We start from the raw sequence: 22,329 nt of genomic DNA, 5'->3' as shown, positions 1-22,329 counted from the left end.
AGCCTGTCTGATCGGATCATCTGTCCAGACGGCGGTGGCAGATGAGGGCTGCGGCTATTCCGACGAAGGCGAGGAAGTGCTCGGCCTTGCGTTCGTAGCGACGGTGCAGGCGGCGGCAGCCGGCCAGCCAGGAAACCGTCCTTTCGACCACCCAGCGGTGGCGGCCCAGCCGCTGGGAGGACTCGATTCCCTTGCGTGCGATGCGGTGACGGATGCCTCGCTTGCGGAGCCATCGGCGCAGGTGGTCGTAGTCGTATCCCTTGTCGCCATGGAGCTTGGCCGGTCGTCGGCGGCGCGGTCCGCGCCGGGAGCGGATGGGCGGTATCCCACGCACGAGCGGTTCCAGGCCGAGGCTGTCGTGCATGTTGGCGCCGGAGATGCCCAGTGACAGGGGCAGACCGTTCCTGTCGGTGATCAGGTGGATCTTCGATCCGTTCTTGCCGCGGTCGGTCGGATTCGGTCCGGTCAGTGGCCCCCTTTTGCTGCCCGGACACTGACGGAGTCGATCGCACATCGCGACCAGTCCAGATCACCGCGGGCGCCGAGTTCATCGAGGACGACCCGGTGGAGACGAGCCCGCACCCTGGCCCGGCTCCACCGGGCGAAGCGCCGGTAGACCGTCGGCCAGGCCGGACCGAACACCGGCGGCAGTTGACGCCAGGTGCAGCCCGAGGTAGCTACAAAGATGATCGCCGCAAGAGTCTCGCGGTCACCTGCCCGCCGTCGCCCCCGCCCTGTGGACGCTGCACCTCAGTCGGTGGCACTACTCGCCGGAACAGGACCCACTATTCATCCGGCACCAACCGCTCAACCAGATCCGTCATGCACGGTTCAACGAGTGATCACGCCATAAGAAACGACGCCTAACAACGGCTAACACAGTGAGGTGGATGAGTCCTGGCTGCCGTGTCCGGCACGGGAGCTGAGCGTTCGGTTCGGTGTGGGGACGTCGCCGTGGATCGTGTCGGATGAACTGTGGGACCGTGTGGGCCGCTGCTGCCGCAGCGTGAGCGCAGGTTCCGGCATCCCGGTCGCAAGCCGTTGCCGGACAGGGACGTGCCGTGCGGGATCTTGTACGTGCTGCACACCGGGATCCCGTGGGAGTACCTGCCCAGGGGCCTCGGCTTCGGGTCGGGCATGCCGTGCTGGCGCGGGCTGCGGGACTGGAACGAGGCTGGCGTCTGGCAGCGGCTGCACGAGATTCTGCTGGCCGAACTGAACGCGGCCGCACGTCTGGACCGGTCCTGCTGTGTGGTCGACTCCTCGCACGTCAGGGCGCTAAAAAAAGGGGGGCAGCACACGGGCCCGTCGCCGGTCGACCGGGGGCGAGCCGGCTCCAAGCATCACTTGATCACTGACGGACACGGCACCCCGCTCGCGGTGCTGCTGACCGGCGGTAACCGCAACGACGTCACCCAGCTCCTGCCCCTGCTCGACGCGATCCCGCCGGTCCGCGGCCGGGTCGGTCGTCCTCGCCGGAAGCCGGACGCGCTGTTCGCCGACCGCGGCTACGACCACGACATCTACCGGGACCAGGTCCGGGCCCGCGGCATCGTGCCCGCGATCGCCCGCCGCGGCACCCTGCACGGCACCGCACTGGGCACCTACCGCTGGGTTGTGGAGAGGAGCTTTGCCTGGTTGCACGGCTTCCGTCGCCTGCGGATCCGCTGGGAGCGGCGATCCGACATCCACGAGGCGTTGCTCAGACTTGCCTGCTGCCTCATCACCCATCGGCAACTCAGGGCATTGCTCTGACACTGGAACCGCCGGGCACTCCGTGGATGTCCGTGGCTCATGCCATGATCCGGCCTCATGAGCGACCGATCGCTTTCGCCTGCCTGGCTGGCCTCGTGGACAGAGAGGGTCAGCGGGACTCTCACGGCCATGACAGGCGAGTTCGAGCATCGGCACGGCCTTACTCCTGGGACCAACCAGGTCCGGCCGGCCGACCACGATGATCAAGCCGCGGCTCGCACGCTCGCCCAAGTCACCCCTACACCAGCCGACCTGGCCACCTTCTATGAAAGCATCGGTGATGTCACCTGGGAGGACGTCGGCAACGGCTACTTCCTCAATCCGGCCGGTGACCTCCTGCTGCGGCTCCAGGAGTACGGCGTTGTCGACTTCGGCACGGACGAAAAGAGCCGTGGCCTGGTCATCGGCTCGAACGGCGGCGGCCTGATCTATGTCGCGGGGCCTGATGGGGCCGTTTACCGGACGCGGACGGCTTCGCTGGACGAAGCGGAGCTCGACAAGGTAGCCGATGGCCTACGACAGTTTCTGGAGCTGCTGGAGCGTTCCCTGACAAGGTTCAACGCCGACGGCGATCCGGGATATCTGTAAGCACAGGCCCGACGCCCATTTTGTTAGCCGTTGTACGTCAGTAGACGAGTTCTTCGAAGGGGGCGGGAGCGTCGAGGAAGGGTGGCGGGCCGGCCACCGGCCATCGCCCGCAGGCGATGGTGGTCCAGATGGCGCAGCCGGTGTCACGGCCGTCCCGGTAGGGCGAGTTCGCCGCCAGCGCGGTCAGCGTCGACAACTAGGGCCGCAGGTGGTTGCTCACCCTGATCGCTTCACGCGGATCGGCCACGCCGACGTGCACGTGGTACGCGCACGCGCTCTGCTCGTCGTCCAGTGCAGGGAAGAGCGACACGCTCTCCGCGTACCGTCAGCCCGGCGTTAGGGCACGAGTGCCGCCAGGCCGGTGATCGGGGCACCGCTGAAGGCGATGCGCGGGCGGGGTGCTGCTCGGCTGCTATGACACCGCTGACCGGCTCCGGTACACCAGCCGGACCCCACTCTGCCCCGCACCACCGCCGCGGTGGCGGGGCCGGTGACGGCTCCTACGACGGCGGTCCTCGGTGATGCAGATCTTGTACTTGCCCCGGGCTCTGGCGCCCGCCCGGTATGGCGCCCGGAGGGGCTTGAAGACGAGGCCTTCCTGTCCGGTAGACGTCCAGGTCAGCCATTGACGGGCGGTGTCCGGGTCGGCGGTGGACGGGCACAGCGTGAGCGGCGCGGTCATCCTGGTCTCGGCGAACAGCTCCTCAAGCGCGGTCCTGCGCCGGCTGCAGGGCCAGGGCGGTAGGTCTGTGCTGCCCTGGCGCATCAGGCCGAAGACGACGAGGTGAGCGGGGCAAGCCCGTGCGGCCGCCAGGGCGCCGGCACCACGGCGACGGGCGAGGCGTTGCTGGAGCCGCTCGAAGGCGAGGCGGCCGGACTCCCACACGACCAGCTCACCGTTCATGTGGGCTGCCGTGCCCGTTTCATCGCGGTTCTTCCGCGAGGCGGTGTGCGAGGTGGAGCAGGTCTGTCAGATGCAGCACCCGTCCGTCGAATCCTGGAAGAGGGACGTGGAGCGGCTGCGTCCAGCGGGCGGGGATTGCGTCCAGCCCGTAGTACGCCCCCGCGAGGCCTCCGGTGACCGCAGCGACGGTGTCCGTGTCACCGCCGAGGTCGATCGCCGCGCGTACCGCGTGCTCGAAGCCGGTCGTGGTGCGCAGGGCCCAGACGGCGGAGCCCAGACAGGGCCAGACGGCACCGTTGAACTCGGTCGCCTGCTCGGGGTGCCAGTCGGGCGCGAGGACGGTGGCGTAACGGCCGCGGTGGTCGGGGTGGACAAGAGCCAGGACGTCCGGGAGCGCGGCGAGGGGGTCAATGTCCTCGAACGCGACACGGATGAGTTCGTGGAAGATCGCGGTGCCTTCCCAGGCCGCACGGTCCCCGTGGGTGAGGGCAGCGATACGGCGGGCCGCCTCCATGGTGGCTTCCTGGCCGGCGGCCGCGAAGTGGACTGCGGAGGTCGACGCCCGCATCAAGGAGCCGTTTCCCGCTGCTCGTTGGTTGACCTGGAAATGGATCGCTGCGGCGAGGTCCCAGGGCATGCCGTTGGTCAGGACGTCTTCGGTCTGCAAGCCGATGTCTTTCGGCTCTGATGCCGCCCACCGCTGGAAGCGGGCGAAGATGTCCGGGAGATCCAGCCCGCCCCGCTCCAGCAGAGACTCCGCGACCAGGACGGCCATCTGCGTGTCGTCGGTGGCCTCGCCGGGGTCCCAGCCACCACCTCCGCACATCTCGCCACCCGAACCGGGCGCGGGAAACCGCGCAGAGAACGCTCCCTGGGGTCCAAACTCGAAGGGGGCGCCCAGAGCGTCACCCACCGCTGAGCCGACGACCGCGCCGGCGGCCCGCTGAATCCACTTCATTCGCGCAGGCTATCCGCGCCGCGCCGAGGGCCACACGACCCTTGGATCGTCGGGAACGCGGCGGTCATATCCGTGCCCGCGCGGGAGCGCGGGAGGACCCGGCCGTCGGCGTAGCGGGCGAGCTGCGCACGGAATCCGTCCTTCTCCAGACCTATGCATGTATCAGAGATATGGGCGGCTGCCCGGAACGGGCGGCGCAGTAGGGGGCGTCTTCTCGGACACTTCCGCCTCCGCCTGACGGTCCTGAGCCACGGGCCAAGGACCGTCAGGGGCCCGCCGTCAGAGGTCTCGTCGGCAGGGCCGACCCTGCGAACACGACAGCAGCCTGACCGCGGCAGGAGGACGGGACTGGCGCGGAAGGCCGGTAGGGAGGCAGCCGTCAGGATTCGAGTTCCAGGCAGGGCCCGACCTGGCGCCCCCGGCCCGACCCTGAACAGGTCCGCTGCCAGATGTGACGAGGCGTGCAGGGCCGGATCGGGTCGGACTGGTGTCTCCGCTCTCACGCACGACGAAGGCGCACCCGCTGTCCCTGGCTCTGGCTTTTGGGCTGTTGGGCGTGTCAGTCGAGGGGGCGGGCGTACATCTCATACAGCTTGAAGCGGCTTCGCTGACCGTGTGCTGGCCGACTGGGTTGCATATCACCCTTGTCTGGCCGCATCGGACCGCATGCCGCAGGGGAAGTCGTTTCACGGCAGCCGGTGGTCTCCGTTCTTCGGAACGGGGCGCGGCTTCGGCCGCATGTCTCCGCCGTAGGTCGTGTGGTAGTCCGGGACAACGATCCGGCTCATCGGGGTCTCCTGGTGCACCAGTGCGACGAAGGCGTCCAGGTCCATCGCGGGGTCCCGGCGCGGTGTTTCGCTCAAGGGCTCCTCGAAGTTGTCCCAGTGGACGGGTACGACGACGCCGGGCTGTCCGAGTGCTCTCAGCAGCCGGGGCACGTAGCGGGACGTCGAGGCGCTGGACGGCACCGCGATCATCGCGAGGTCGGGGCTCAGCCCCTGGACCGCTCGTTCGGAGAAGTCGCTGGCGCCCATCAGAAAGGCTGAGGGTCCGGCGCTGCCGGTCGTCACCTGGTAGGCGAGCGTGTCGCCCTCCGGCAGGTCGGAGATGATACGGGGGGCCGTCGGCGGTGGCGCGTTCAACGTTCCCGGCGCGAAGTAGGTGTGCCGCTTGTTGCGGCTGTGCAGGCTCGATACGACCTCGACCGTGATCCCGTCGAAGTCCAGCACCTCACCGCCCTTGACCACCGAGATCTGCCCGGGGTCGACGCCGAACGCGACCAGCAGGTGGAACGTGGTCTCGGTGCCGACGATCCGGGCACCGGTGGTCTTGGCTATGTACGGCACGTCGGCGATGTGGTCCCAGTGGGAGTGGCTGACCAGGACGATTTCAGGGCGGCCGATACGCTCCCGCACCAGCTCAGGATCGGACCTCAGCTTCGTCCCTGGTTTGAAGTTCCCGTCAAACAGGCCGGTCTTGAACCGGGTGATGTACGGGTCGAAGAGTACTGTCCGCTCCTCGACGTCGATGCGCCAGCCGGACGTGCCCAGCCAGCGGAAGGACGGCGAACCAGCCAGGGAGGCCCTGCGCGTCGTGGCGGTGTCGCTGGCGGTGGCGTGAGCGGGGGAGGCGAGAAGCGGGGCGGCCGCGCCGAACGCGGCGCCGCGCAGCACCGTGCGCCGGCCGAGATCCTGGATGCGCCGCTTCGGGCGGGGTGCGTCTGTGTCGTCGCTCATGCGGCCAGGAGATCAGGAGACACCCGCTACGGTCCAAGATCGAGATGTACGCGCTCTCATATGCATACTCGTATGGGACCAGGTCAGCTGCCGCGACGGTGGAGGAAGTCGACAGCGATTCGCGCCGCTGTGCCGATCGCCGCGTCGACGGCCGTACGTGATGAGGCCAGTTCCCGCGTGCGGGCGAAGACGGAGACCGCGTAGCGGCTGCCGTCGGGATACCGGACGACTCCCGCCTCCATGTGAAGGCCGGGAAGGGTTCCGGTCTTCGCCGCGACTGTCACCTCGTCAGGGAATCCCGACACCAGCCTGTGCCGGAACACCTGCCGGGACATCAGTTCCCGTACCCACGCACAGGCTTGCGGTGGGCCCGCCTCGTCGCACCAGATGAGGCGCAGCAGCCGGGTGATCTCACGGGGCGTGCTGGCGTTGGTCCGCGAGGGGTCCAGCACGCTCATCCGTCTTTTGCGGGCCTCCGGAAGCGCCGGGTAGCGGAGGGCGAACTCGCTCTCGTCGCGTGCGCCGACCTCGCTGAGCATCGATTGCAGCACATCGCGAGGACCGCCCACGATCCGGGTCCGTTCGAGGCGGAGCTCTTCGACCAGGAGCCGTACCGTGTCCAGACCGACCTGCGCCAGCAGCAGGTCCGCCGCCGAGTTGTCGCTCACCGAGATCGCGAAGAGGGCCAGGTCGCGCAGGGACAGTTCGACATCGTCCGCACAACCGGCCGTACCCCAGCCACCGAGCCGGTCACCGGCCGTGACCCGGACCCGTGCACGGGGGTCGAGCTGGCCGGCGGTGACCTGGCGCGCGAACTCGAGGACCAGCAACACCTTGAAGATTGAGGCGATCACGACGGGCTCATCAGCGCCAACAGCAACCTCGTCGACTGCCGCCCGCTCACCCACGGCCGCCGTGTCGCCTGCTGAACACCTGCCGACCGTCACCTCATCACAGCCCGGCTTCCCGCCGATGGGAACCGCGTGCAACAACCCCTCGGCTCCCGCCCCCGCGAAGGCCTCATGTATCCGGTCCTCGACCATCGCTTCGCCCCTCACGTAAGCTCGCTGGCTGTGGATCTCTTGCGCCACCTGCGCATCTTTGTCGCCGTTGCCGAAGAGCTGCACTTCAGCCGGGCCGCCGACCAGCTTGGCATGGCCCAGCCGCCTCTCAGCCAGGCGGTGCGCAGGCTGGAGACGGAGCTCGGCGCCGAATTGTTCGACCGGTCGCGCCGACAGGTCAAACTGACGCCCGCAGGCGCCGTGTTGCTGGATGAGGCCCGTTCACTGCTGACCGGAGAAAAGCGGCTGCGGACGCTGGCCCGCCGCGCCGGAGATGGCGAACTGGGGACCCTGCGCGCGGGCATACCCCCCGGCACGATGGTTGCCACGCTGTCGCTGCTGCTCGGCGCATGTGCGGAACACTATCCGGGCATGTCCGTCGATCTCCAGGAGATCACCACCGGCGAGCAACTGCGGCTGATCGCGTCCGGCGGGCTCGATGTCGGCCTCGTCCACCAGCCCGTGGACATCACAGGGCTCCGCATGGGTCCGGAGGTGTCCGTGGAACTCGGCGTCGTCCTGCCCCGCATCTCACCGCTGGCCCAGCTCCCGGAGGTCCCACTCGCCCATCTGGCCGGTCAAGACCTCGTGCTCCTTCCCCGTGAGCAGGCCCCTGGCTGGTACGACCGGATTCTGGACACCTGCCGGACCGGGGGCTTCGTTCCCACCGGACTGCGGCATGCCTCACGCCCCGAGCTTCTGTTGGCCCTGGTCAGCGCGGGGCACGGCATCGCCTTCGGCCAGGAGGCGGTGGCCGGCAAGGAGCCGCGTGTCGTCTGGCGGCCACTGTCAGGCCGCCCTCTCATCCAGCGGACCAGCGCGGTCTGGTCGGCCGTCCGATCCTCCCACCCGGCCGCCCCTCACTTCGCCGAGCTCGCAGCCGACGTACTCGCCCGCGACCGTACGGCGACCCTGCACGGCGACGACGGCGCGCCCGCGGAGACAGGGTCGCCCCGGCCTTGGGCAGTGGTGTATGACGAAGCAACGTGGCGCTGGTAGGCGTTCTCGACTCCGTGGATGACCGGGGATGCTTTCCTGGGCTTTTGCTGCGGTCGAGACGATCACCCTGGCTGCACTTGGCCCGAAATGGGTGGGACTTGTTGTGTGCCTTCTTCCAGTCGTCGGCGATCGTGAGTGTTCTGCCGACGGCGGCATTGGCGCCGGCTTCCTCCCATGCCTTGCAGTTGTTGCGGTTCCCAGGCATGGGCCGGCCGGTCACGACGACGAGCCGGGTATCGGCGTCGACAAGGACCCGGTGGTTGGTGGAGTACCGATAGTTCTTCGAGTGTTCGGCGATGGCGTAGTCGCTAGGGGGTGTGGTTTGGAGCAGGCCGGCCGCGACCGACGGTGCCTTGTGGCCGACCCGAGCGGGGTCTGGTGCGTCCAGCTGCAAGGCGGAGGAGGGCGACAACGCGATGGGGTCCCCCCGCGCGAGCGCAGTCGAGCGTCGGGGAGTTGGCAACCGACGACAACGCCCCCAGATGCGCGTGCCAGACCCCGCGACCCCGGCAAGATCTAAACGACACCCCCTAGTAGGGGCCAGAGTGCCGTCCATGATGAGCACTGCGTCCTTGGCGAACCGCTTGCGAGGCTGCAGGGCGAGCATCGGCCCGAGGCGGTTGATGATGCCGTCCGCTGCCGACTTGGATACCCCCGAGTAGCGGGCTGAGCTGGTGCATCGTCAGGTTTGTACGCCAGTAAGCCACGACCCGTGGTGCCCGGTCCTCCAGCGGAAGGCTCCGTGGCCGCCCCTTGCGGACCGCACCGCACCCTGGCGCCGCAGCACGGTCACGAGCTTCCAGGAACAGCGTGGGCTCAGCCCGGTGAACGGGGCTGTCCAGGACAGCTCCGATGCGTGATCACATCAGCTGTCGGTGTGAGGTCTCAGGAGTTCCTTGACGGTTTGTCGTCAGGAGATCCTTGACGGTCCCTGCTGGGTGCCCATGCCTTTGACGTAGAGCCTGGTGATCGGCTCGCGATTCTTGCGCGGCCGGACGGCGAGTTCGTCCTCGCCGTGCAGGCTCTGGTAGTGAGTGTCCTCGATGACGACGGTGACGAGCTTTCCCGCATGCCGCGGACCGAGCTTGATGAACTGACCGTTGATCATGAAGCGGCCGCTCGCATGCACCTTTCGCTGGGCCCGGAAGGCACCGGCTGGCAGGGGCGGAGGCGGCAGAGGGGACGTCCCCGTCCGTGGCACTTCGATCTGCCCCAGACGGTCGGCTGGAACCGGGCAGGGCCACGTCCCCGTTAGGGCGTCGTCGGCGATGGCGTGCATGAGGTGCCCGTCGAGGCGGAGAGTGATCGTGCGGCTGGCGAGGGCGAATCCGACCTGGTAACGGCCGCTGGCCAAGCGGACGAGCCCGTCACGATGGACCTTGCGGTCGACCTCGACCGGTTCACCGGCGGCGAGGATGGCCGTGCCGCTGCGGGCCCTGGGCAGGGCGGCGGGTGCGGGCTCGGGACCGGCCGGACGGGCGCCGTAGCGCATGGTCAGGTAGGCGAGATCCTCCGGTCGCAGCCGGGACGGGACCGTGGTGACGGGGTGCCCGTCGAGTAGGAAGTGGACGCTGCGGTGGTTCGCCCAGACCGTCAGCGTCCTGCCGGCCAGTGCTTGGTGGATGCCCACCCGCTGCCTGCCCGTGACCAGGGTGATCTCGCCGCTGGGTGGCACCCGCACTTTGAACTCGACCGCAGTGCCCTGCGGCGGCAGGGCGGGCGGTTCGACGACCTCGATGGACAACTCCGGCTCCGGCGCTGTCTGTTCAAGATTTTCATCATCACCGCGGAGGCGGACGGCAGTGTGGGGCCGGAAGAGGCTGATCGGGGGTGGCCGTGTTCAGGGCCTGGTGCGGGCGCTGGTGGTTGTAGGCCTGTACTCAGCCGTCGATCGCTTGCTGGGCCGCAGCCAGCGACTCGAACGGCACGACGTGATCGAGGAACTCCTCGCGCAGGGTGCGGTGAGAACGTTCGATCTTGCCCGTGGTGGTGGGTGACCGCGGCTTGGTCAACCGCTGGGTGATGCCGTTCTCCCGGCAGATACGCTCGAAGAGCACTTCCACCGGCTGCGGCCGTTGGTGCCGGCCGGTGAACTGCTTGCCGTTGTCCGTCAGCACTTCGAAGGGCACGCCGTAGCGGCGCATCGCGGCTGCGAAGGCCGAGCACACGGCGCGGGCGCTGGGCACGGCCACGACGGAAGCGATCACGACGAACCGGGAGTGGTCATCGATGCCGGTGACCATCTTGCATTCCCGTCCGTCGGCCAGCGGCACACCGCCGACCAGGTCCATCTGCCACAGGTGCATGGGCGCCTCGCGCTGCCACCGGCGGTACTTGCGCGGATGCTGCTGTTCCTGGGCGCGGACCAGGCCGTTGCGGGACAGCACCCGGTGGACCGTGGCCCGCGACGGCGCCGACTCCAGCCCGCGGACGGAGAGTTCATGGGCGATCCGGCGGGCACCCCACCGCAGATGCCGGCGGCGCAGCTCGCAGATCTCGGCCTCCATCTCGGCAGACAGGCCCGCGGGGCTGTTCCGCGGGCGCCGGGATCGGTCCAACAGGCCTGGCATACCCTCCAGCACGAACCTCCGGCGCCAGGTGTGCAGAGTCTGACGCGAGGTGCCGTACCGGGCGGCGACCTCCCCGATCGGTGACCCGCCGAGCACCTCGCGGACGGTCCGGTAGCGGTACTCGGCCAGTTGCTGTACATCCACGACCTCCGACCGAAGCACCTCCGCCCCACCGAGGGACGGGAGACGGCGGACGTCCAACCGAACGTGTCACCCACGTCCTGAGCACAAACGGTCAAGCATCTCCTGAGACCTCACACCGACAAGCAGAACCGCAAGATCATCTGACTTGTGACCAGCGATCAAAGGGCATCCTTTAGCAGTGGTGCCCATCCGGGCACTCGGGGAACAGCACTCCGAAGAGCAAGAAGAAAAGAATCGGCACACTGGACACCGCGGCCATGATCAGGAATCGTCCGCGTGCCTCTCGCCGGTCCCCGATCTGAGCTGCCACCAAGCCCGCTGTCGGCGCGAGCGCGGCAGTGAGCAGCGCCAGCAGGCCGAACGCCCAGCCGACCTCTCGTCGTACGTCCGGCAACCCCACCGCATACGCGATCGCCGGGATGAACAGAAGGAGGGGCGCAGATGCCCACCACCACGACAGTGCTGTGATGATCCGATCCGCTCGTGCAGGCACCAGGCCAGTCGATCCTCCTGCCCCTCGGCGGCTTTCCGGAGCGCTCCCAGACGATGGCATGCCCACATCGTAGGCAGCAGTGAGGACATGTGGTCGCCTTGGGCCCTGGTTCTCTAGCGAACGGGACAATCCAGGCCAGCTCCGAAACCGTGATCATGCCAGATGTCCCAAGGTCGTCCCGCTAGTGACCAGCAGTTACGGACAGCCCCGAGGGGCACAGAGCAGAGGGCTTTGCAGGTCAGCCGGACGTGCATGAAGGTGAGGACGGCGGTGATCATCTGTGCAGTGACGCAACACCACATCGACCGTCCGCACACATCACACACCACAGGCGGATCCTCACACGCCGGCACGGGCCGACCCAAGCGGCCAACATCGCGCCAGGTTTCGGACACCCTTAGAGGTCGTCTCAACTGGCTTGATCACTAGGCTGGCGACCGTGATGGCGATGGTGGAGCGTCTGGTGCCGGACGGGTTGTGGGAGTTGTTCGAGCGGGTGGTTCCGGCTGCTCCGGTACGCCCCCAAGGCGGCCGAGGCCGGTATGGGGACCGGCAGGTGCTGGCGGCCATCGTGTTCGTGGCCACGACCGGCTGCACGTGGCGCCAACTGCCGCCGGGCTTCGGCCCGTCCGGGCCGACCGCGCACCGGCGGTTCACCGAGTGGAGCCGGGCCCGGGTCTGGGGCAAGGTCCACCGCCTGGTGCTGGACGAGCTCGGTGCCGTCGGCGAGCTGGACTGGTCGCGCTGCGCGATCGACTCGGTGAACATGCGGGCGGCGAAAGGGGGGATCTGACGGGTCCGAATCCCGTAGATCGTGGCAAGAAGGGCTCGAAGATCCACTTGATCACTGAGCGGACCGGTCTGCCCCTCTCGATCGGTGTCTCCGCCGCGAACACCCACGACAGCCAAGGTATGGAACCCTTAGTGCGCGGCATCCCGCCGATCTGCTCCCGGCGCGGGCCACGTCGCCGTCGGCCCGCCAAGCTCCATGCCGACAAGGGGTATGACTACGGCCACCTGCGCGGATGGCTCCGATCCCGGAATATCACCCCGCGCATCGCCCGCAGGGGTATTGAATCCTCTCAGCGGCTTGGCCGTCACCGTTGGACCGTGGAGCGGACGGTGGCGTGGCTGGCCGGCTGCCGTCGCCTGCACCGCCGCTACGAGCGCAAGGCCGAGCACTTCCTGGCCTTCGCCGGAATCGCCGTTGCCTTGATCTGTTTCCGCCGGCTGGGCCGGGTGACCGGTTCACACGGCGCCGAGAAGGCCCGGGTCAGCTCCATCGAACTCTCGGCACGAGTCGCGGGCGACACCGAGCAACTCCGCCATGGGCACGGCGCGACGACTGGTCGCGGAGATGTCCTGGCGCGCCTCGGCGGACCACAACGGTGGAAACAGCGACAGTCCCTGATCGCTCTTCAACGCCCGGACCTCGTCCTGCCATCCGGTCCAGCGCAGATCCGTATAGAACTCAGCGAGCGCCCCGGAAACCAGCCAGGCCAGCCACGCCGAGTGGCCGGCCCCCAGTGCCTCCCAGCGAAGCGAATCCGGGGCGAAGTAGACGATCTCACCGGGTGCCCCGGGGCGGCCGGCGCGGGCGAGAGCTCCGCCGTTGACAGCGAAGACGCCACCCAACACGTCATGCGCCACCACCAGACCGGCATCGGGTTGCCAGGCGGAGTCGAACGCTCCCGGGAACTGATTGACCTGGGCCAGACTCGGCACCGCCCCCTCCAACGGGCTACCGAAGACCCGCACCCACCCGTTGTCCACCACGAGACCGCCGCAGTGCAGCACCACTGCACCCAGATACGACCTGGCCGTCACCTGCAGCTGAAGAAGCGATGTCCTGGCCACGTCGGTATCGGCCGGCAGCACCTCGACAGGTACTGACCCACCGCCGAGAGTCTCTCTGAGCTCTGGCCAGGCCGGTTCCTCGACGTCGATCAGCTGGTTCAACTCACGCATGCCCGCATCGTCGCACCCCCGCGTGGCGCCCCAACCGGAAGGGCGCTTCGATGACCCCCACCTATCGAGATGACGTCTTAGCCAGTGCTGCCCGTGATGCCAGGCATGCCTGAGCAACGTACGCACGACTATGTGCGCAACGGCCTGACCACCCCTTGTTCGCAGTCTTCGACGTCGCCACCGTTTCGAGGTGCACTTCACTGCGATTGGCGAGCCGCCCCGGTGCCCGCAAGAACTCGGAAGCCCTTGAGGCCGACCTCCGGGTCTGGGGCAAAAGGTGGGACGAAGGACCATTACAGCGCCCCTTCCCGTATATGCCGCAGCAATCCTTCCAGGGCAGATGATGTGCCAGTGGACCGGAATGCTCCGTCGGACCTCCCGGAGCGGGGCTGCCGGCATTCCGACGTGGTACGACGGCGTAAAGAGCAGGCGCGCGCGGCACTCCGCACCTGTTCAGAGTGCGCATATCACCCTACGGCCCAATTACCCCCACAGACCGTCCTCCGGGGCCCTCCTGAGTCGTTGGACACAGTCTTCGGACGCTAGGGTGACGGGCGCCTGACGGTTACCTGTCGCAGGCAACTGGGTTGTCGGCGTACGCATCTGCACACATGCGCTTGACTCCCAGAGGTTTGTCCAGTGTCCGACAACGTCGCACCGCTTGTGCCGAGAAGTGCCGACGTGGAGAGAAGAAGGTACGTGAGTTCCCTGCACAGCGCTCCCCGGCGCACTGGCGTCTCCCATGTCGGATCCATATCGCATGGTTGCGACGTCGACCCCGTAGGCCCTGACGTCAAACCGGCGGGGAAACGGTCGGCGGTCCCGCGGTTCGTTCTCGCCGCCACCCCCGCCCCCACGGGCACTTCCCCGACCCGGACCCGGGCCCGGACCTCTTCGGGCAGACATCGCCTGGCACCGGGAAGTGCCCGAAGAGCGCGCCGCGACTCGCACGCGCCGCGCCTCCTGGTCGGCGTGCGAGAACGAGCGGCGGACGACGGAGGGGAGGGGGTTCGAGCCTTGCCAGAGGCGTCCGGTCTTCGGGTCTGTGCTCTTTCGGCAACCGAACAGGGCTGGAGCGGACGGTGACGGGCAGGTTCGAGTTCATGCACCAGAGCTCCCACCCCGACAGACCGACCACCCCGGCAGACGATTGGAGCGGGGCCAACGCGGCCCACCTCGCTGCACCCGCTCGCATCGCAGCCGCCCCGGCCTCTGTGACTGACGAGGACGTCGCGCTGGTACGGGCCAGCCTGACAGTTGTCACTCCCCATGTGTCCGAGCTGGCAGCGCACTTCTACAGCATCCTGTTCTCGCGTTACCCCCAGGTCAGGGATTTGTTTCCGGCGGAGCTCGATGTCCAGCGGGAACGTCTGGTGCGCGCACTGCTGCGCATTGTGGAGCTGGTCGACGACCCCGACAACCTCGTGGCGTTCTGCTCCCGCCTGGGACGCGGCCATCGCAAGTTCGGCACGCAGAGCAGCCATTATCCTGCTGTCGGCGAATGCCTGCTGCAGGCCCTTTCCCACTTCGCGGGCCCGGCATGGCATCCGGCACTGGCGACGGCATGGCAGCGCGCCTACACGGCAGCCGCGGACGTGATGGTCCGGGCCGCGGAAGAGGACGCCCGTAGCCGCCCAGCCGTATGGGACGCGCACATCGTCGGGCATGTCCACCGGGGGCACGGAATAGCCGAGATCACGGTCCGGCCCCACCAGCCGTACCCGTTCGTGGCGGGCCAGTACGTGAGCATCGAGACGCCGTGGGCACCGAGGCAGTGGCGTCAGTACTCCCCCGCGAACGCCCCGCGTCCCAATTCCGAACTGACCTTCCACGTGCGAGCCGTGCGCGAGGGAAAGGTCAGCAACGCGCTCGTCCACCACGCTCGTCCGGGAGACCCTGTCCGACTCGGCCCGCCGGAGGGCGACATGGTCTTGCGTCCAACCCGCCAGCGGGACCTGCTCTTCGTGGCCGGCGGCACCGGCCTCGCCCCGATTCGCGCCCTGATCGAAGAGGTGGCCCAGGGCAGTATCGGCGACGCACGTGAAGTCAGTCTGTTCATCGGCGCCAGAACGGCGAACGAACTGTACGGACTCGATGACATGCTGCGCATGTCCCAGCGCTACCACTGGCTGCGCGTCCGGGCGGCGGTCTCCGATGAGCGCATCCCGGGCCTGGAAGGCACCCTGCCCGAGGTATTGGCGGAATTCGGCCCCTGGTACCGGCACGAGGCGTATCTGTGCGGCCCACCGCAAATGCTGAGCGGGGCCGTGCACGCCCTGCGGCGCCACGGTGTCCCGCCTCGCCACATTCACTACGACCCCTGGGACACCCCTGTGCTGACCGCACCTTTGGGACCGCCTCCGCCCGACGAGGAGGACGACCAGCTGTGAACGGCCCCGAGACACCGGGCTCTTCCGGAGAACACCTGCTGCAGCAGCAGCTCGGCACCACCGACCGGGCGGCCGTCTTCTACGACCGACAGGTGCACCCTTACCTGACCCCTGCCATGCGGGAGTTCATAGCCCGGCAGAACATGGTGTTCCTGTCGACCGCGGACTCGCGAGGAGCCTGCGACGCCAGCTTCCGCGCCGGGCCGCCCGGTTTCTGCGTCTCCCTGGACGACCGCTCGCTGACGTACCCCGAGTACCGGGGCAACGGCGTTCTGGCCAGTGCGGGCAACATGACCGAGAATCCCCAGCTCGGCATGCTGTTCATGGACTTCACCCATGACCACATAGGGTTGCACGTGAACGGAACGGTCCGGCTGTACACGGATCACGAGATCCGCGCGTGGTACCCGCTGCTGCCGACCGAAACCGCGCCCGGCCGCCAGCCTCACCTGTGGGTGCACCTCACCGTCGAGGAGGCTTACGTCCACTGCTCCAAGCACATCCCCCACCTCGAGCCGGCTCCACGCCCCCGCTCGGCCACGCAGCGAAGCCGCCCCAAGGACAGCGCGTACTTCCCGGAGCCCCTTCCGGTCCATCAGGCCTCCGAACCGGCCGGCGCCGAAGCCGGCCGCCCATCGTGGCGCGACCGTCTGCGGATCCGCCCCTGATCCATCCGCCAGTCCGACGACAGCTTCGCTCCCGTGCTCGGCCCACCGCTGGACGCCCGCGGGATCCCGACTGTCGCCGCCCGCGAAGGCGGCCCCGCGCTGGTGGTCACCCTCACCGCCTCGGCGCTCGCGCGGGTGTGCACGGTGGGGATGCATGGGGCCGTTCGCCTCGTGGAGGCCGTCGCCATACGTGGGCGCCCTCGCGGTGCACGTATGGCTGGCCTGGCCGGGTGCACAGCGGCCGCTGGGCGGTGAACTCATACTGGTTCGGGAGCAGTTGGAGCGAAGAGAAACGAGATGCAGATCGACGCCACCGAGCCGCAGCGGGGTCGGTTCGACATCTCGCCGCCGACCCGTCCGCCAAGCTCTGGTACGACGTCTACAACGTAGTAGAGGACTGGGCGTGCCGGACACCAGAGTCACTGGCCCCCGTTGACACCGGTGCTGGGACCGGCCCTACACCTACTCCTACGGCAGCAACCAACGCTGGGCCCCAGATGGCGGGACAGCCTGCCGATTCCCAGCAATGCGACCACAGTTGTGGGCCCCGCCACGTAGACGGGGCCCACAACCCGTCGTCCACCGGCCAGAGGTCAACCGCTGACCGTGATGTTCGAGCTTCCACTGCTCTGATAGCCCTCAGTGGCCATGATCATGTAGTACCTGAACTGGCCCATGTTCATGCCCACGCGCGCCCAGGCGTCGAAATGGTTGCCGGTGGTGATGGTGCCGGAGCCACTGGTCACCTTCGACTGCCGGACACTCCAGTACTGCTGGAAGGTCTTGGTGCCTTCCACGGAGGGGGCGTTGTACCGGGTCGTCTGGTAGATGTCGTAGGTGCCTCCGTCACTGGAGACGGTGCCCTTGTACGTACCGGTGGGCCGGTAACTGCCCCAGTTGTCGACGATGTAGTACTCCACCAGCGGGTTCGAGGTCCAGCCGTAGAGGCAGCCGTAGCCGTTGCCCGACGGGTTGAAGTAGCCGTTGTAGCGGACCGTCCGGCGTCCGCCGGTACTCCAGCCCTTGCCGGCGACGAAGTTGCCGCAGTTGGTCCACTGGGTGCCATAGCTGCCGCCACCGTTGAGCGTCATGGAGACGGAGCCGCCGCCGTCGGTCCAGAACGAGTAGTACATGCCGTCGGTGCCAGTCTGGTTGGTGGTGATGGTAGTGGCGGCGTGGGCTGTGCCGGGCAGCAGCAGCCCGGACGCGGTAGCGAGCGCGAGGGTGCCGGCGCCACCGAGGAAGCCTCGTCGGCTCATTCCGTTGAGAGGGGCGGGACTCTGCTTGATCCGGTCCTGCTGTGTGCCGTCCTGCTGCATGCGTTCTCCTGATGAAGGCTGGTGGGGGGCGGGCGGCTTCTGCCGCCCGCGGCCTTGCCCGAACCATGGCCGGGCCGCCCGGTCGTCACGCCGCGACCGGTCACATGTCGCGAGCGGACCGACGGCCTTCCTGTCGTTCGGTGGCCACAGTTTTCGTAGGACGCCATGACCCTGTCAACAGTTTCGACAGCCTTTCGGAAACCTTCCCTTCGCGGGCGGAGGCCTTAGCTAACACGAACTACATGGTCACAGCACCTCGCGCCCGAAGCATCGTGAGCAACGAGAAGAGGAACAGGAAGGGAAATACGCAATCACACGCACAATGTTCGAAACTTTCGACGACCTTAGGAGTCGAGTCGGCAGCCGGGAGACAGGCACGGCGAGACAGGCGGTGCGTTTAGAGCGCGCTGACGCGTTCTCGTACTCGCGGCGGGCCTTGCGCTGTGCCGGGACAGTCGGGGTGCCGTGGCCGCCGTCGAGGGGCTGGCAGCGGGCGAGCATCTGGCGGTGGATCGCCTGGATGGTGCTGACGCGCAGGCTGTAACCCTGGCCGCGTCGCACGGTGCCGCCGTGGTCGATCCCGGCCTGCTCACCTGGCGGTGCGGTGTGCCTGGCTGGAAGGTCTGGCGTGCGGGTGGTGACGGTACGGCTCGGCAGTACTGCCAGGGAGTGTGGTGATCCGCTGCCGAGACGCCGGCGTTCACCTCCCTTTGAGGGTCCGGACGCTGACGAAGTCGATCGCGCACCACGACCGGTCCGGTCTGCTGCGTGCGCCGAGTTCGTCCAGGACCAAGGCGGTGGAGCTTGGCCCATACCCGGGCCTCGGTCCATTCGTCACAGGTGCGTCGCCCGGCGTAGCAGACGGTCGATGTTCTCGCGGCTGCGTCTGTCGGCGGGGGTCTGGACGACGAGGCGGACGCCGGGGTGGTCGGTCAGTTCCATGCTGGTGGCACGCAGGATCACTTCGCCGATCCCCGTGATGTCGTAGTGCTTGTCGCACAGGTGCGGTGGAGCAACGTCGTGCGTGGCCCAGAGCCGAGAGAACAGCGGGCTGGCGGTGCGCAGACGGGTGACGAAGTCCTGCCACCGCGGGTCACCCGCGTTCTGGCTGTAGCGATAGCGGAACCCTGCCACGGCCTCGGGCGCCTGCTCGTCGCGGTTGACGATGCGGGGCTGCCCCTCCGGTGCCGCGAAGAGCTGCCAGAGGGTGTTGCGCTTGCCGGGCGGAGCACTGACCAGAGCGGGGTGCAGGGCCGCGTATGCGCGGTTCCAGCGCAGCACGTCGGTGCGGGCGTCGACCAGCATGGCGGGCAACGGGTCCAGGGCTTCCAGGACGGTGTCGAGGTGGCCGGGGAGCTCGGTCGGCGGATCGCTGATGACCGGGGGCTGGGGGACCTCGGCCAGACGGTAGAGGTGGTCGCGCTCGGCGGCATCCAGAATCAGCGTGCGGGCCACCGCGTCGAGCACCTGGGAGCTGACGTTGATCGGCCGCCACTGCTCCAGCCACGTGTACCAGGTGATGCCGACACCGGCCAGCTGGGCGACCTCCTCGCGGCGCAGTCCGGGGGTGCGTCGACGGACTGTCGCGGGTATGCCGACGTCCTCGGGTGAGACCCGTGCGCGTCGTGAGCGCAGGAAATCCCGTAGTTCGGCCCGGTTCGTGTTTGTCGGCACAGGTCCACTGTGCCAGAGCCTGGAGGCGTCGGCCTGGTGCTGCCAGTACCAGTATCACCAGGCTTCTGGCACCGGTGTCAGCACCAGGCGCAGGCTCGTATCGCCTGTGTTCCTCAGGACTCTTTCGGGACGTCTTGCACGACGTTCCCCAAGGACGGCTACCCAGATGAACGGACGACGAGTTCCATGAGCAACGCATTTCACAACAAGGTCGCGGTCGTGACGGGTGGAAGTGCCGGCATCGGGCATGCCACCGCGCGGAAGATCGCCGAAGGGGGCGGCACCGTCTACATCACGGGACGGGACCAGGACGCCGCGACGGCGGCGGCCGCGGACATACCGGGTGATGTCATCGGGGTGCGGGCCGACTCGCGCTCGACCGACGACCTCGGCCGACTCTTCGCGCAGGTGAAGCGGCGCAGCGGCCGGCTGGACGTGCTGGTCGTCAACGCGGCGGCCATCGCGACCGCACCGCTGGGAACCATCACCGAGGACGTCATCAGGACGGTCTTCGACGTCAACATCACCGGCACGATCATGGCCGTCCAGAAGGCGTTGCCGCTACTGGCGGACGGTGGTGTCATCGTCCTCACCGGCTCGATGGCCGCTCACAAGGCGTCGCGCGGGCGGAGTCTCTACGCGGCTTCCAAGGCCGGGGTCCGCGCTCTCGCCCGTACCTGGGCCCTTGAGCTGACCCCACGCGGGATCCGGGTGAACGTGGTGAGCCCAGGCCCGACAGATACGCCCCGTATCGCGCAGCTGGCCGCCACCGCCGAGGAACGCGAGGCGCTCATCGCCACGATGGGCACCGGGACCCCGATGACCCGGGCCGGTACCGCGGAAGAGGTCGCCGCCGTGATCTCCTTTGTCGCCTCGGACGCGGCCTCCCATGTCAACGGCGCCGATTACCAGGTCGACGGTGGTTACGGCCAGGTCTGACACCGGGCCAGGTCTGACACCTCTCAGGGCCGTCGTTTCTCCGCCGAGGCCCGCCGCCCCTACCGCGCCGGGACCACCTCCTGGCTCAACTGGTGCGACCCCGGCGACGGACTCGATCCTCACACCTGCGCACGGGCCAACATCGGGGCGTGGATCTTTGACGAGCACGAGAACGCAGCCCGAGCCACCCGGGCCGTGATGGTCTCCGCCGTCTGAGCTTCTGCTCGCTCTGGCGTCGCCGCCGGGGTCGACACCGAACTCGCACCCTGGACGTCTACGTCGGGTGCACCGTCGCCGGGACGTTCGAGCCCGACCCGCTCACCGGCCGTGTCATCAGCCCCGCTCACGACACCCACCTCTCTCGGGGCGCGCTGCTGACCGGGTCTTCCAACCGGGCCCGGGGCGCTCGCCTGGCCCGCTCCGACACGATCAACCGGTACGTGCGCGCCGTGGTCGCCTCCCACGAGGGGTTGGCCCCCTACGCGGACGTACTGAGCGCCGACTTCATTGCCGCGACCCCGGCACCGGGCAAACGCCCCTAGGACGGCGAGGGGACAACGAGTAGAGAGGGCTAAGAGGTCCTGACGAAGGCGTCGGACGTGGCGGTGGGTGATCAGGCAGACGGCGAGGCCAAGGAATGCTTCGTGGATGTCGTCGCGTCGTTCCCAGCGGATGCGCAGGCGGCGGAAGCCGCGGAGCCAGGCGATCGTTCGCTCGACGACGTAGCGGAAGGTGCCCAGGCCGGTGCCGTGCGGCTCGCCCCGCTTCGCGATCACGGGGCGGATGCCTCGTTGCCAGAGCAGGCGGCGGTACTTGTCGGGGGTCGTAGCCACGGTCGGCCAGCAGAGCGTCGGGGCGCCGGCGGGGTCTGCCGACCTATCCGGCGACGGCAGGGATCTTGTCGACCAGCGGCTGGAGCTGGGTGACGTCGCCCGCGGTTGCCGCCGGTCGGCGACACCGCGAGCGGGACGCCCTGTCCGTCGACGATGAGACGGTGCTTGCTGCCCGGCCGTGCGCGGTCGACCGGGCTGGGACCGCTTTTGGGCCCCGCCGGGCGGCCCGCACGTGCGAGGAGTCGATCACCGCCCGCTCCCAGTCCAGCCAGTTCTTCGACCGCAGCTTCTCCGGCAGCAACACGTGCAACTGGTCCCAGACACCGGCCTCGTTCCAGGCCGCCGCAAGGCGTCCCCAGCAGGTCGTGCCCGAGCCGAAGCCGAGCTCCTGGGGCAAGCACTCCCACTGGATGCCGGTGTGCAGGACGAAGAGAATCCCGGACAGGGCCTGCCGGTCCGGCACCCGCGGTCTGCCCTCGGCCTTCTTCGGACCCGGCTTCGGCAGCAACGGCTCGACCAGCGACCACAGTTCATCCGACACGACCCTCGGCCGCGACTGACGGTTTCCCATAACCAGACTCACGGGACAGCAGGCCGAGATTCTCATGATCAGCAGCCTTTGTCAGAGCCAGTTAGTGCCGGCGATCAGAGGGCAAGGAGCACAGCAGCGCCGACGCCTTCCCGTGCAGCGTGGGCCCGTCACGTTCGGCGCGGGACTTTCGGCAGTGAGGCCGTCCGGGGCGCCCGGAATCGGGTCGATCAGCCTTCTTCGGTCACGGCCGTGTGCGCGGCAGCGAGGATCTCGCCGGAGATCGGGAGCCCCTTGGTGGCCCGGGACAGGACCAGCGCACCGAACAGCGTACAGAGACGAACGAGGCCGTCATGGTCGTCACGGGCCAGGAACTGGGCGAAGTCGGCCACCCCCTCGGCGTAGACGCGACGGGCCTCACGTCCCTCGCCCCCGCCCTCCCGCGCGATGTCGGTGGCGAGCGCGGCGACCGGGCAGCCGTCCGCCGGGGCGTCGCGGTGCTCCACGGAGAGGTAGGCGTCGATCAGCGCTCGCTGGGCGGCGACGCGCTGCCCGTCGTGCCGCTCGAGCCCGGTGCTGTACCCCTGGGCGAGCTCGGCGAAGGCGTGCGCGGTGGCCTCGTCGACGAGCGCCTCCTTGGAGGCGAACTGCTTGTAGAAGGCGCCGTGGGTCAGACCGGCGGCCTTCATCAGGTCGGTGACGCTCACGTGGGTGCCATGCTCTCGGAACAGCCGGGATGCGGTGTCCACCACCCGCCTGCGGTTTTCCTCCGCCTGCGCCTGCGATACGCGGCCCATGACC

17 protein-coding genes and 7 pseudogenes are annotated in these 22,329 nt (G+C 68.3%); 8 read left to right on the top strand and 16 right to left on the bottom strand.

Annotated features, from left to right (window positions below):
* Positions 1–16 precede the first annotated feature (16 nt).
* Positions 17–779, bottom strand: a pseudogene (locus tag R2E43_RS38665) (IS5 family transposase).
* Between the two features lie 122 nt (positions 780–901).
* On the opposite strand from R2E43_RS38665, the gene R2E43_RS38660 reads away from it, so the two are divergent.
* A protein-coding gene (locus R2E43_RS38660) for an IS5 family transposase (RefSeq protein WP_106517260.1) occupies positions 902–1,755 on the top strand; the annotation gives its coding sequence in 2 pieces (ribosomal slippage) (positions 902–989 and positions 989–1,755; 855 coding nt in all).
* Positions 1,756–1,884: 129 nt separating this feature from the next.
* On the top strand, positions 1,885–2,343 hold the full coding sequence (locus R2E43_RS38655) for a hypothetical protein (protein ID WP_011026835.1): 459 nt from the start codon (positions 1,885–1,887) through the stop codon (positions 2,341–2,343).
* Positions 2,344–2,380: 37 nt separating this feature from the next.
* Here the strand turns inward: R2E43_RS38655 and R2E43_RS38650 are convergent, their stop codons facing one another.
* From R2E43_RS38650 to R2E43_RS38630, 5 genes are all read right to left on the bottom strand, one after another.
* A complete protein-coding gene (locus tag R2E43_RS38650; RefSeq protein WP_133171724.1) occupies positions 2,381–2,539 on the bottom strand; it encodes a glutamate-cysteine ligase family protein in 159 nt (52 codons plus the stop codon).
* Between the two features lie 216 nt (positions 2,540–2,755).
* Positions 2,756–3,247, bottom strand: a complete 492-nt coding sequence (locus R2E43_RS38645) for an ATP-dependent DNA ligase (RefSeq protein WP_011026836.1) — start codon at positions 3,245–3,247, stop codon at positions 2,756–2,758.
* 19 nt (positions 3,248–3,266) lie between these two features.
* Positions 3,267–4,205: an ADP-ribosylglycohydrolase family protein gene (locus R2E43_RS38640; RefSeq protein ID WP_011026837.1), complete on the bottom strand. Its 939-nt coding sequence runs from the start codon at positions 4,203–4,205 to the stop codon at positions 3,267–3,269.
* 686 nt (positions 4,206–4,891) lie between these two features.
* Complete coding sequence (locus R2E43_RS38635) at positions 4,892–5,941, bottom strand: MBL fold metallo-hydrolase (RefSeq protein WP_030871054.1); 1,050 nt, start codon at positions 5,939–5,941, stop codon at positions 4,892–4,894.
* An 83-nt stretch (positions 5,942–6,024) separates the two neighbouring features.
* The gene (locus R2E43_RS38630) at positions 6,025–6,984 is read right to left on the bottom strand and encodes a serine hydrolase (RefSeq protein ID WP_030871052.1); all 960 of its coding nucleotides are present in this window, start codon (positions 6,982–6,984) and stop codon (positions 6,025–6,027) included.
* Positions 6,985–7,023: 39 nt separating this feature from the next.
* On the opposite strand from R2E43_RS38630, the gene R2E43_RS38625 reads away from it, so the two are divergent.
* Complete coding sequence (locus tag R2E43_RS38625) at positions 7,024–8,001, top strand: LysR family transcriptional regulator (protein WP_030871049.1); 978 nt, start codon at positions 7,024–7,026, stop codon at positions 7,999–8,001.
* Between the two features lie 91 nt (positions 8,002–8,092).
* Here R2E43_RS38625 and R2E43_RS38620 read toward each other — a convergent pair.
* The 4 genes and pseudogenes from R2E43_RS38620 to R2E43_RS38600 all read right to left on the bottom strand — a co-directional run.
* Positions 8,093–8,308: pseudogene (locus R2E43_RS38620) on the bottom strand (IS5/IS1182 family transposase); the annotation flags it as partial.
* 222 nt (positions 8,309–8,530) lie between these two features.
* Positions 8,531–8,848, bottom strand: a pseudogene (locus R2E43_RS38615) (transposase family protein); the annotation flags it as partial.
* 63 nt (positions 8,849–8,911) lie between these two features.
* Positions 8,912–10,733 (bottom strand): annotated as a pseudogene (locus tag R2E43_RS39080) (IS481 family transposase).
* Between the two features lie 154 nt (positions 10,734–10,887).
* On the bottom strand, positions 10,888–11,208 hold the full coding sequence (locus R2E43_RS38600) for a hypothetical protein (RefSeq protein WP_093455259.1): 321 nt from the start codon (positions 11,206–11,208) through the stop codon (positions 10,888–10,890).
* Between the two features lie 448 nt (positions 11,209–11,656).
* Between R2E43_RS38600 and R2E43_RS38595 the strand changes: the two are divergent.
* A pseudogene (locus tag R2E43_RS38595) lies at positions 11,657–12,441 on the top strand (IS5 family transposase); the annotation flags it as partial.
* A gap of 15 nt (positions 12,442–12,456) precedes the next feature.
* Here R2E43_RS38595 and R2E43_RS38590 read toward each other — a convergent pair.
* Complete coding sequence (locus R2E43_RS38590; protein ID WP_319130575.1) at positions 12,457–13,176, bottom strand: DUF2625 domain-containing protein; 720 nt, start codon at positions 13,174–13,176, stop codon at positions 12,457–12,459.
* Between the two features lie 1,214 nt (positions 13,177–14,390).
* Between R2E43_RS38590 and R2E43_RS38585 the strand changes: the two genes are divergently transcribed.
* Both R2E43_RS38585 and R2E43_RS38580 read left to right on the top strand, forming a co-directional pair.
* Positions 14,391–15,566, top strand: coding sequence for a globin domain-containing protein (locus tag R2E43_RS38585; RefSeq protein ID WP_332057081.1), 1,176 nt, complete (start codon positions 14,391–14,393; stop codon positions 15,564–15,566).
* Positions 15,563–16,234 (top strand): pyridoxamine 5'-phosphate oxidase family protein, encoded by a 672-nt coding sequence (locus R2E43_RS38580; protein WP_003978773.1) that lies wholly within the window; start codon positions 15,563–15,565, stop codon positions 16,232–16,234. Before R2E43_RS38585 ends, R2E43_RS38580 begins: the two co-directional genes overlap by 4 nt.
* Before the next feature lie 593 nt (positions 16,235–16,827).
* On the opposite strand, the gene R2E43_RS38575 is transcribed toward R2E43_RS38580, so the two are convergent.
* Positions 16,828–17,553: a glycoside hydrolase family 11 protein gene (locus tag R2E43_RS38575; RefSeq protein ID WP_332057080.1), complete on the bottom strand. Its 726-nt coding sequence runs from the start codon at positions 17,551–17,553 to the stop codon at positions 16,828–16,830.
* A 465-nt stretch (positions 17,554–18,018) separates the two neighbouring features.
* Between R2E43_RS38575 and R2E43_RS38570 the strand changes: the two genes are divergently transcribed.
* A complete protein-coding gene (locus R2E43_RS38570) occupies positions 18,019–18,231 on the top strand; it encodes a hypothetical protein (protein WP_189285312.1) in 213 nt (70 codons plus the stop codon).
* A gap of 25 nt (positions 18,232–18,256) precedes the next feature.
* Here the strand turns inward: R2E43_RS38570 and R2E43_RS38565 are convergent.
* Positions 18,257–18,398 (bottom strand): annotated as a pseudogene (locus tag R2E43_RS38565) (IS5/IS1182 family transposase); the annotation flags it as partial.
* Complete coding sequence (locus tag R2E43_RS38560; protein ID WP_332057079.1) at positions 18,388–19,227, bottom strand: helix-turn-helix transcriptional regulator; 840 nt, start codon at positions 19,225–19,227, stop codon at positions 18,388–18,390. The pseudogene R2E43_RS38565 and the gene R2E43_RS38560, both read right to left, overlap by 11 nt.
* 186 nt (positions 19,228–19,413) lie before the next feature.
* Here R2E43_RS38560 and R2E43_RS38555 point away from each other — a divergent pair, with 186 nt between their 5' ends.
* A complete protein-coding gene (locus tag R2E43_RS38555; protein WP_332057078.1) occupies positions 19,414–20,166 on the top strand; it encodes an SDR family NAD(P)-dependent oxidoreductase in 753 nt (250 codons plus the stop codon).
* A 590-nt stretch (positions 20,167–20,756) separates the two neighbouring features.
* On the opposite strand, the pseudogene R2E43_RS38550 reads toward R2E43_RS38555, so the two are convergent.
* Both R2E43_RS38550 and R2E43_RS38545 read right to left on the bottom strand, forming a co-directional pair.
* Positions 20,757–21,570, bottom strand: a pseudogene (locus R2E43_RS38550) (IS5 family transposase); the annotation flags it as partial.
* Between the two features lie 188 nt (positions 21,571–21,758).
* On the bottom strand, positions 21,759–22,325 hold the full coding sequence (locus R2E43_RS38545) for a TetR/AcrR family transcriptional regulator (RefSeq protein ID WP_106517247.1): 567 nt from the start codon (positions 22,323–22,325) through the stop codon (positions 21,759–21,761).
* Positions 22,326–22,329: the final 4 nt, after the last annotated feature.

The sequence above is a fragment of the Streptomyces violaceoruber genome, from assembly GCF_033406955.1.
Lineage (GTDB): Bacteria > Actinomycetota > Actinomycetes > Streptomycetales > Streptomycetaceae > Streptomyces > Streptomyces violaceoruber.
This window is presented reverse-complemented; position numbering and strand designations above follow the sequence as displayed.

Bases quoted from the DNA above. Each gene is read 5' to 3' on its own strand.
- R2E43_RS38655 (WP_011026835.1), top strand. From the start codon at position 1,885: ATGACAGGCGAGTTCGAGCATCGGCACGGCCTTACTCCTGGGACCAAC.
- R2E43_RS38645 (WP_011026836.1), bottom strand. From the start codon at position 3,247: ATGAACGGTGAGCTGGTCGTGTGGGAGTCCGGCCGCCTCGCCTTCGAG.
- R2E43_RS38640 (WP_011026837.1), bottom strand. From the start codon at position 4,205: ATGAAGTGGATTCAGCGGGCCGCCGGCGCGGTCGTCGGCTCAGCGGTG.
- R2E43_RS38635 (WP_030871054.1), bottom strand. From the start codon at position 5,941: ATGAGCGACGACACAGACGCACCCCGCCCGAAGCGGCGCATCCAGGAT.
- R2E43_RS38630 (WP_030871052.1), bottom strand. From the start codon at position 6,984: ATGGTCGAGGACCGGATACATGAGGCCTTCGCGGGGGCGGGAGCCGAG.
- R2E43_RS38590 (WP_319130575.1), bottom strand. From the start codon at position 13,176: ATGCGTGAGTTGAACCAGCTGATCGACGTCGAGGAACCGGCCTGGCCA.
- R2E43_RS38575 (WP_332057080.1), bottom strand. From the start codon at position 17,553: ATGCAGCAGGACGGCACACAGCAGGACCGGATCAAGCAGAGTCCCGCC.
- R2E43_RS38555 (WP_332057078.1), top strand. From the start codon at position 19,414: ATGAGCAACGCATTTCACAACAAGGTCGCGGTCGTGACGGGTGGAAGT.
- R2E43_RS38545 (WP_106517247.1), bottom strand. From the start codon at position 22,325: ATGGGCCGCGTATCGCAGGCGCAGGCGGAGGAAAACCGCAGGCGGGTG.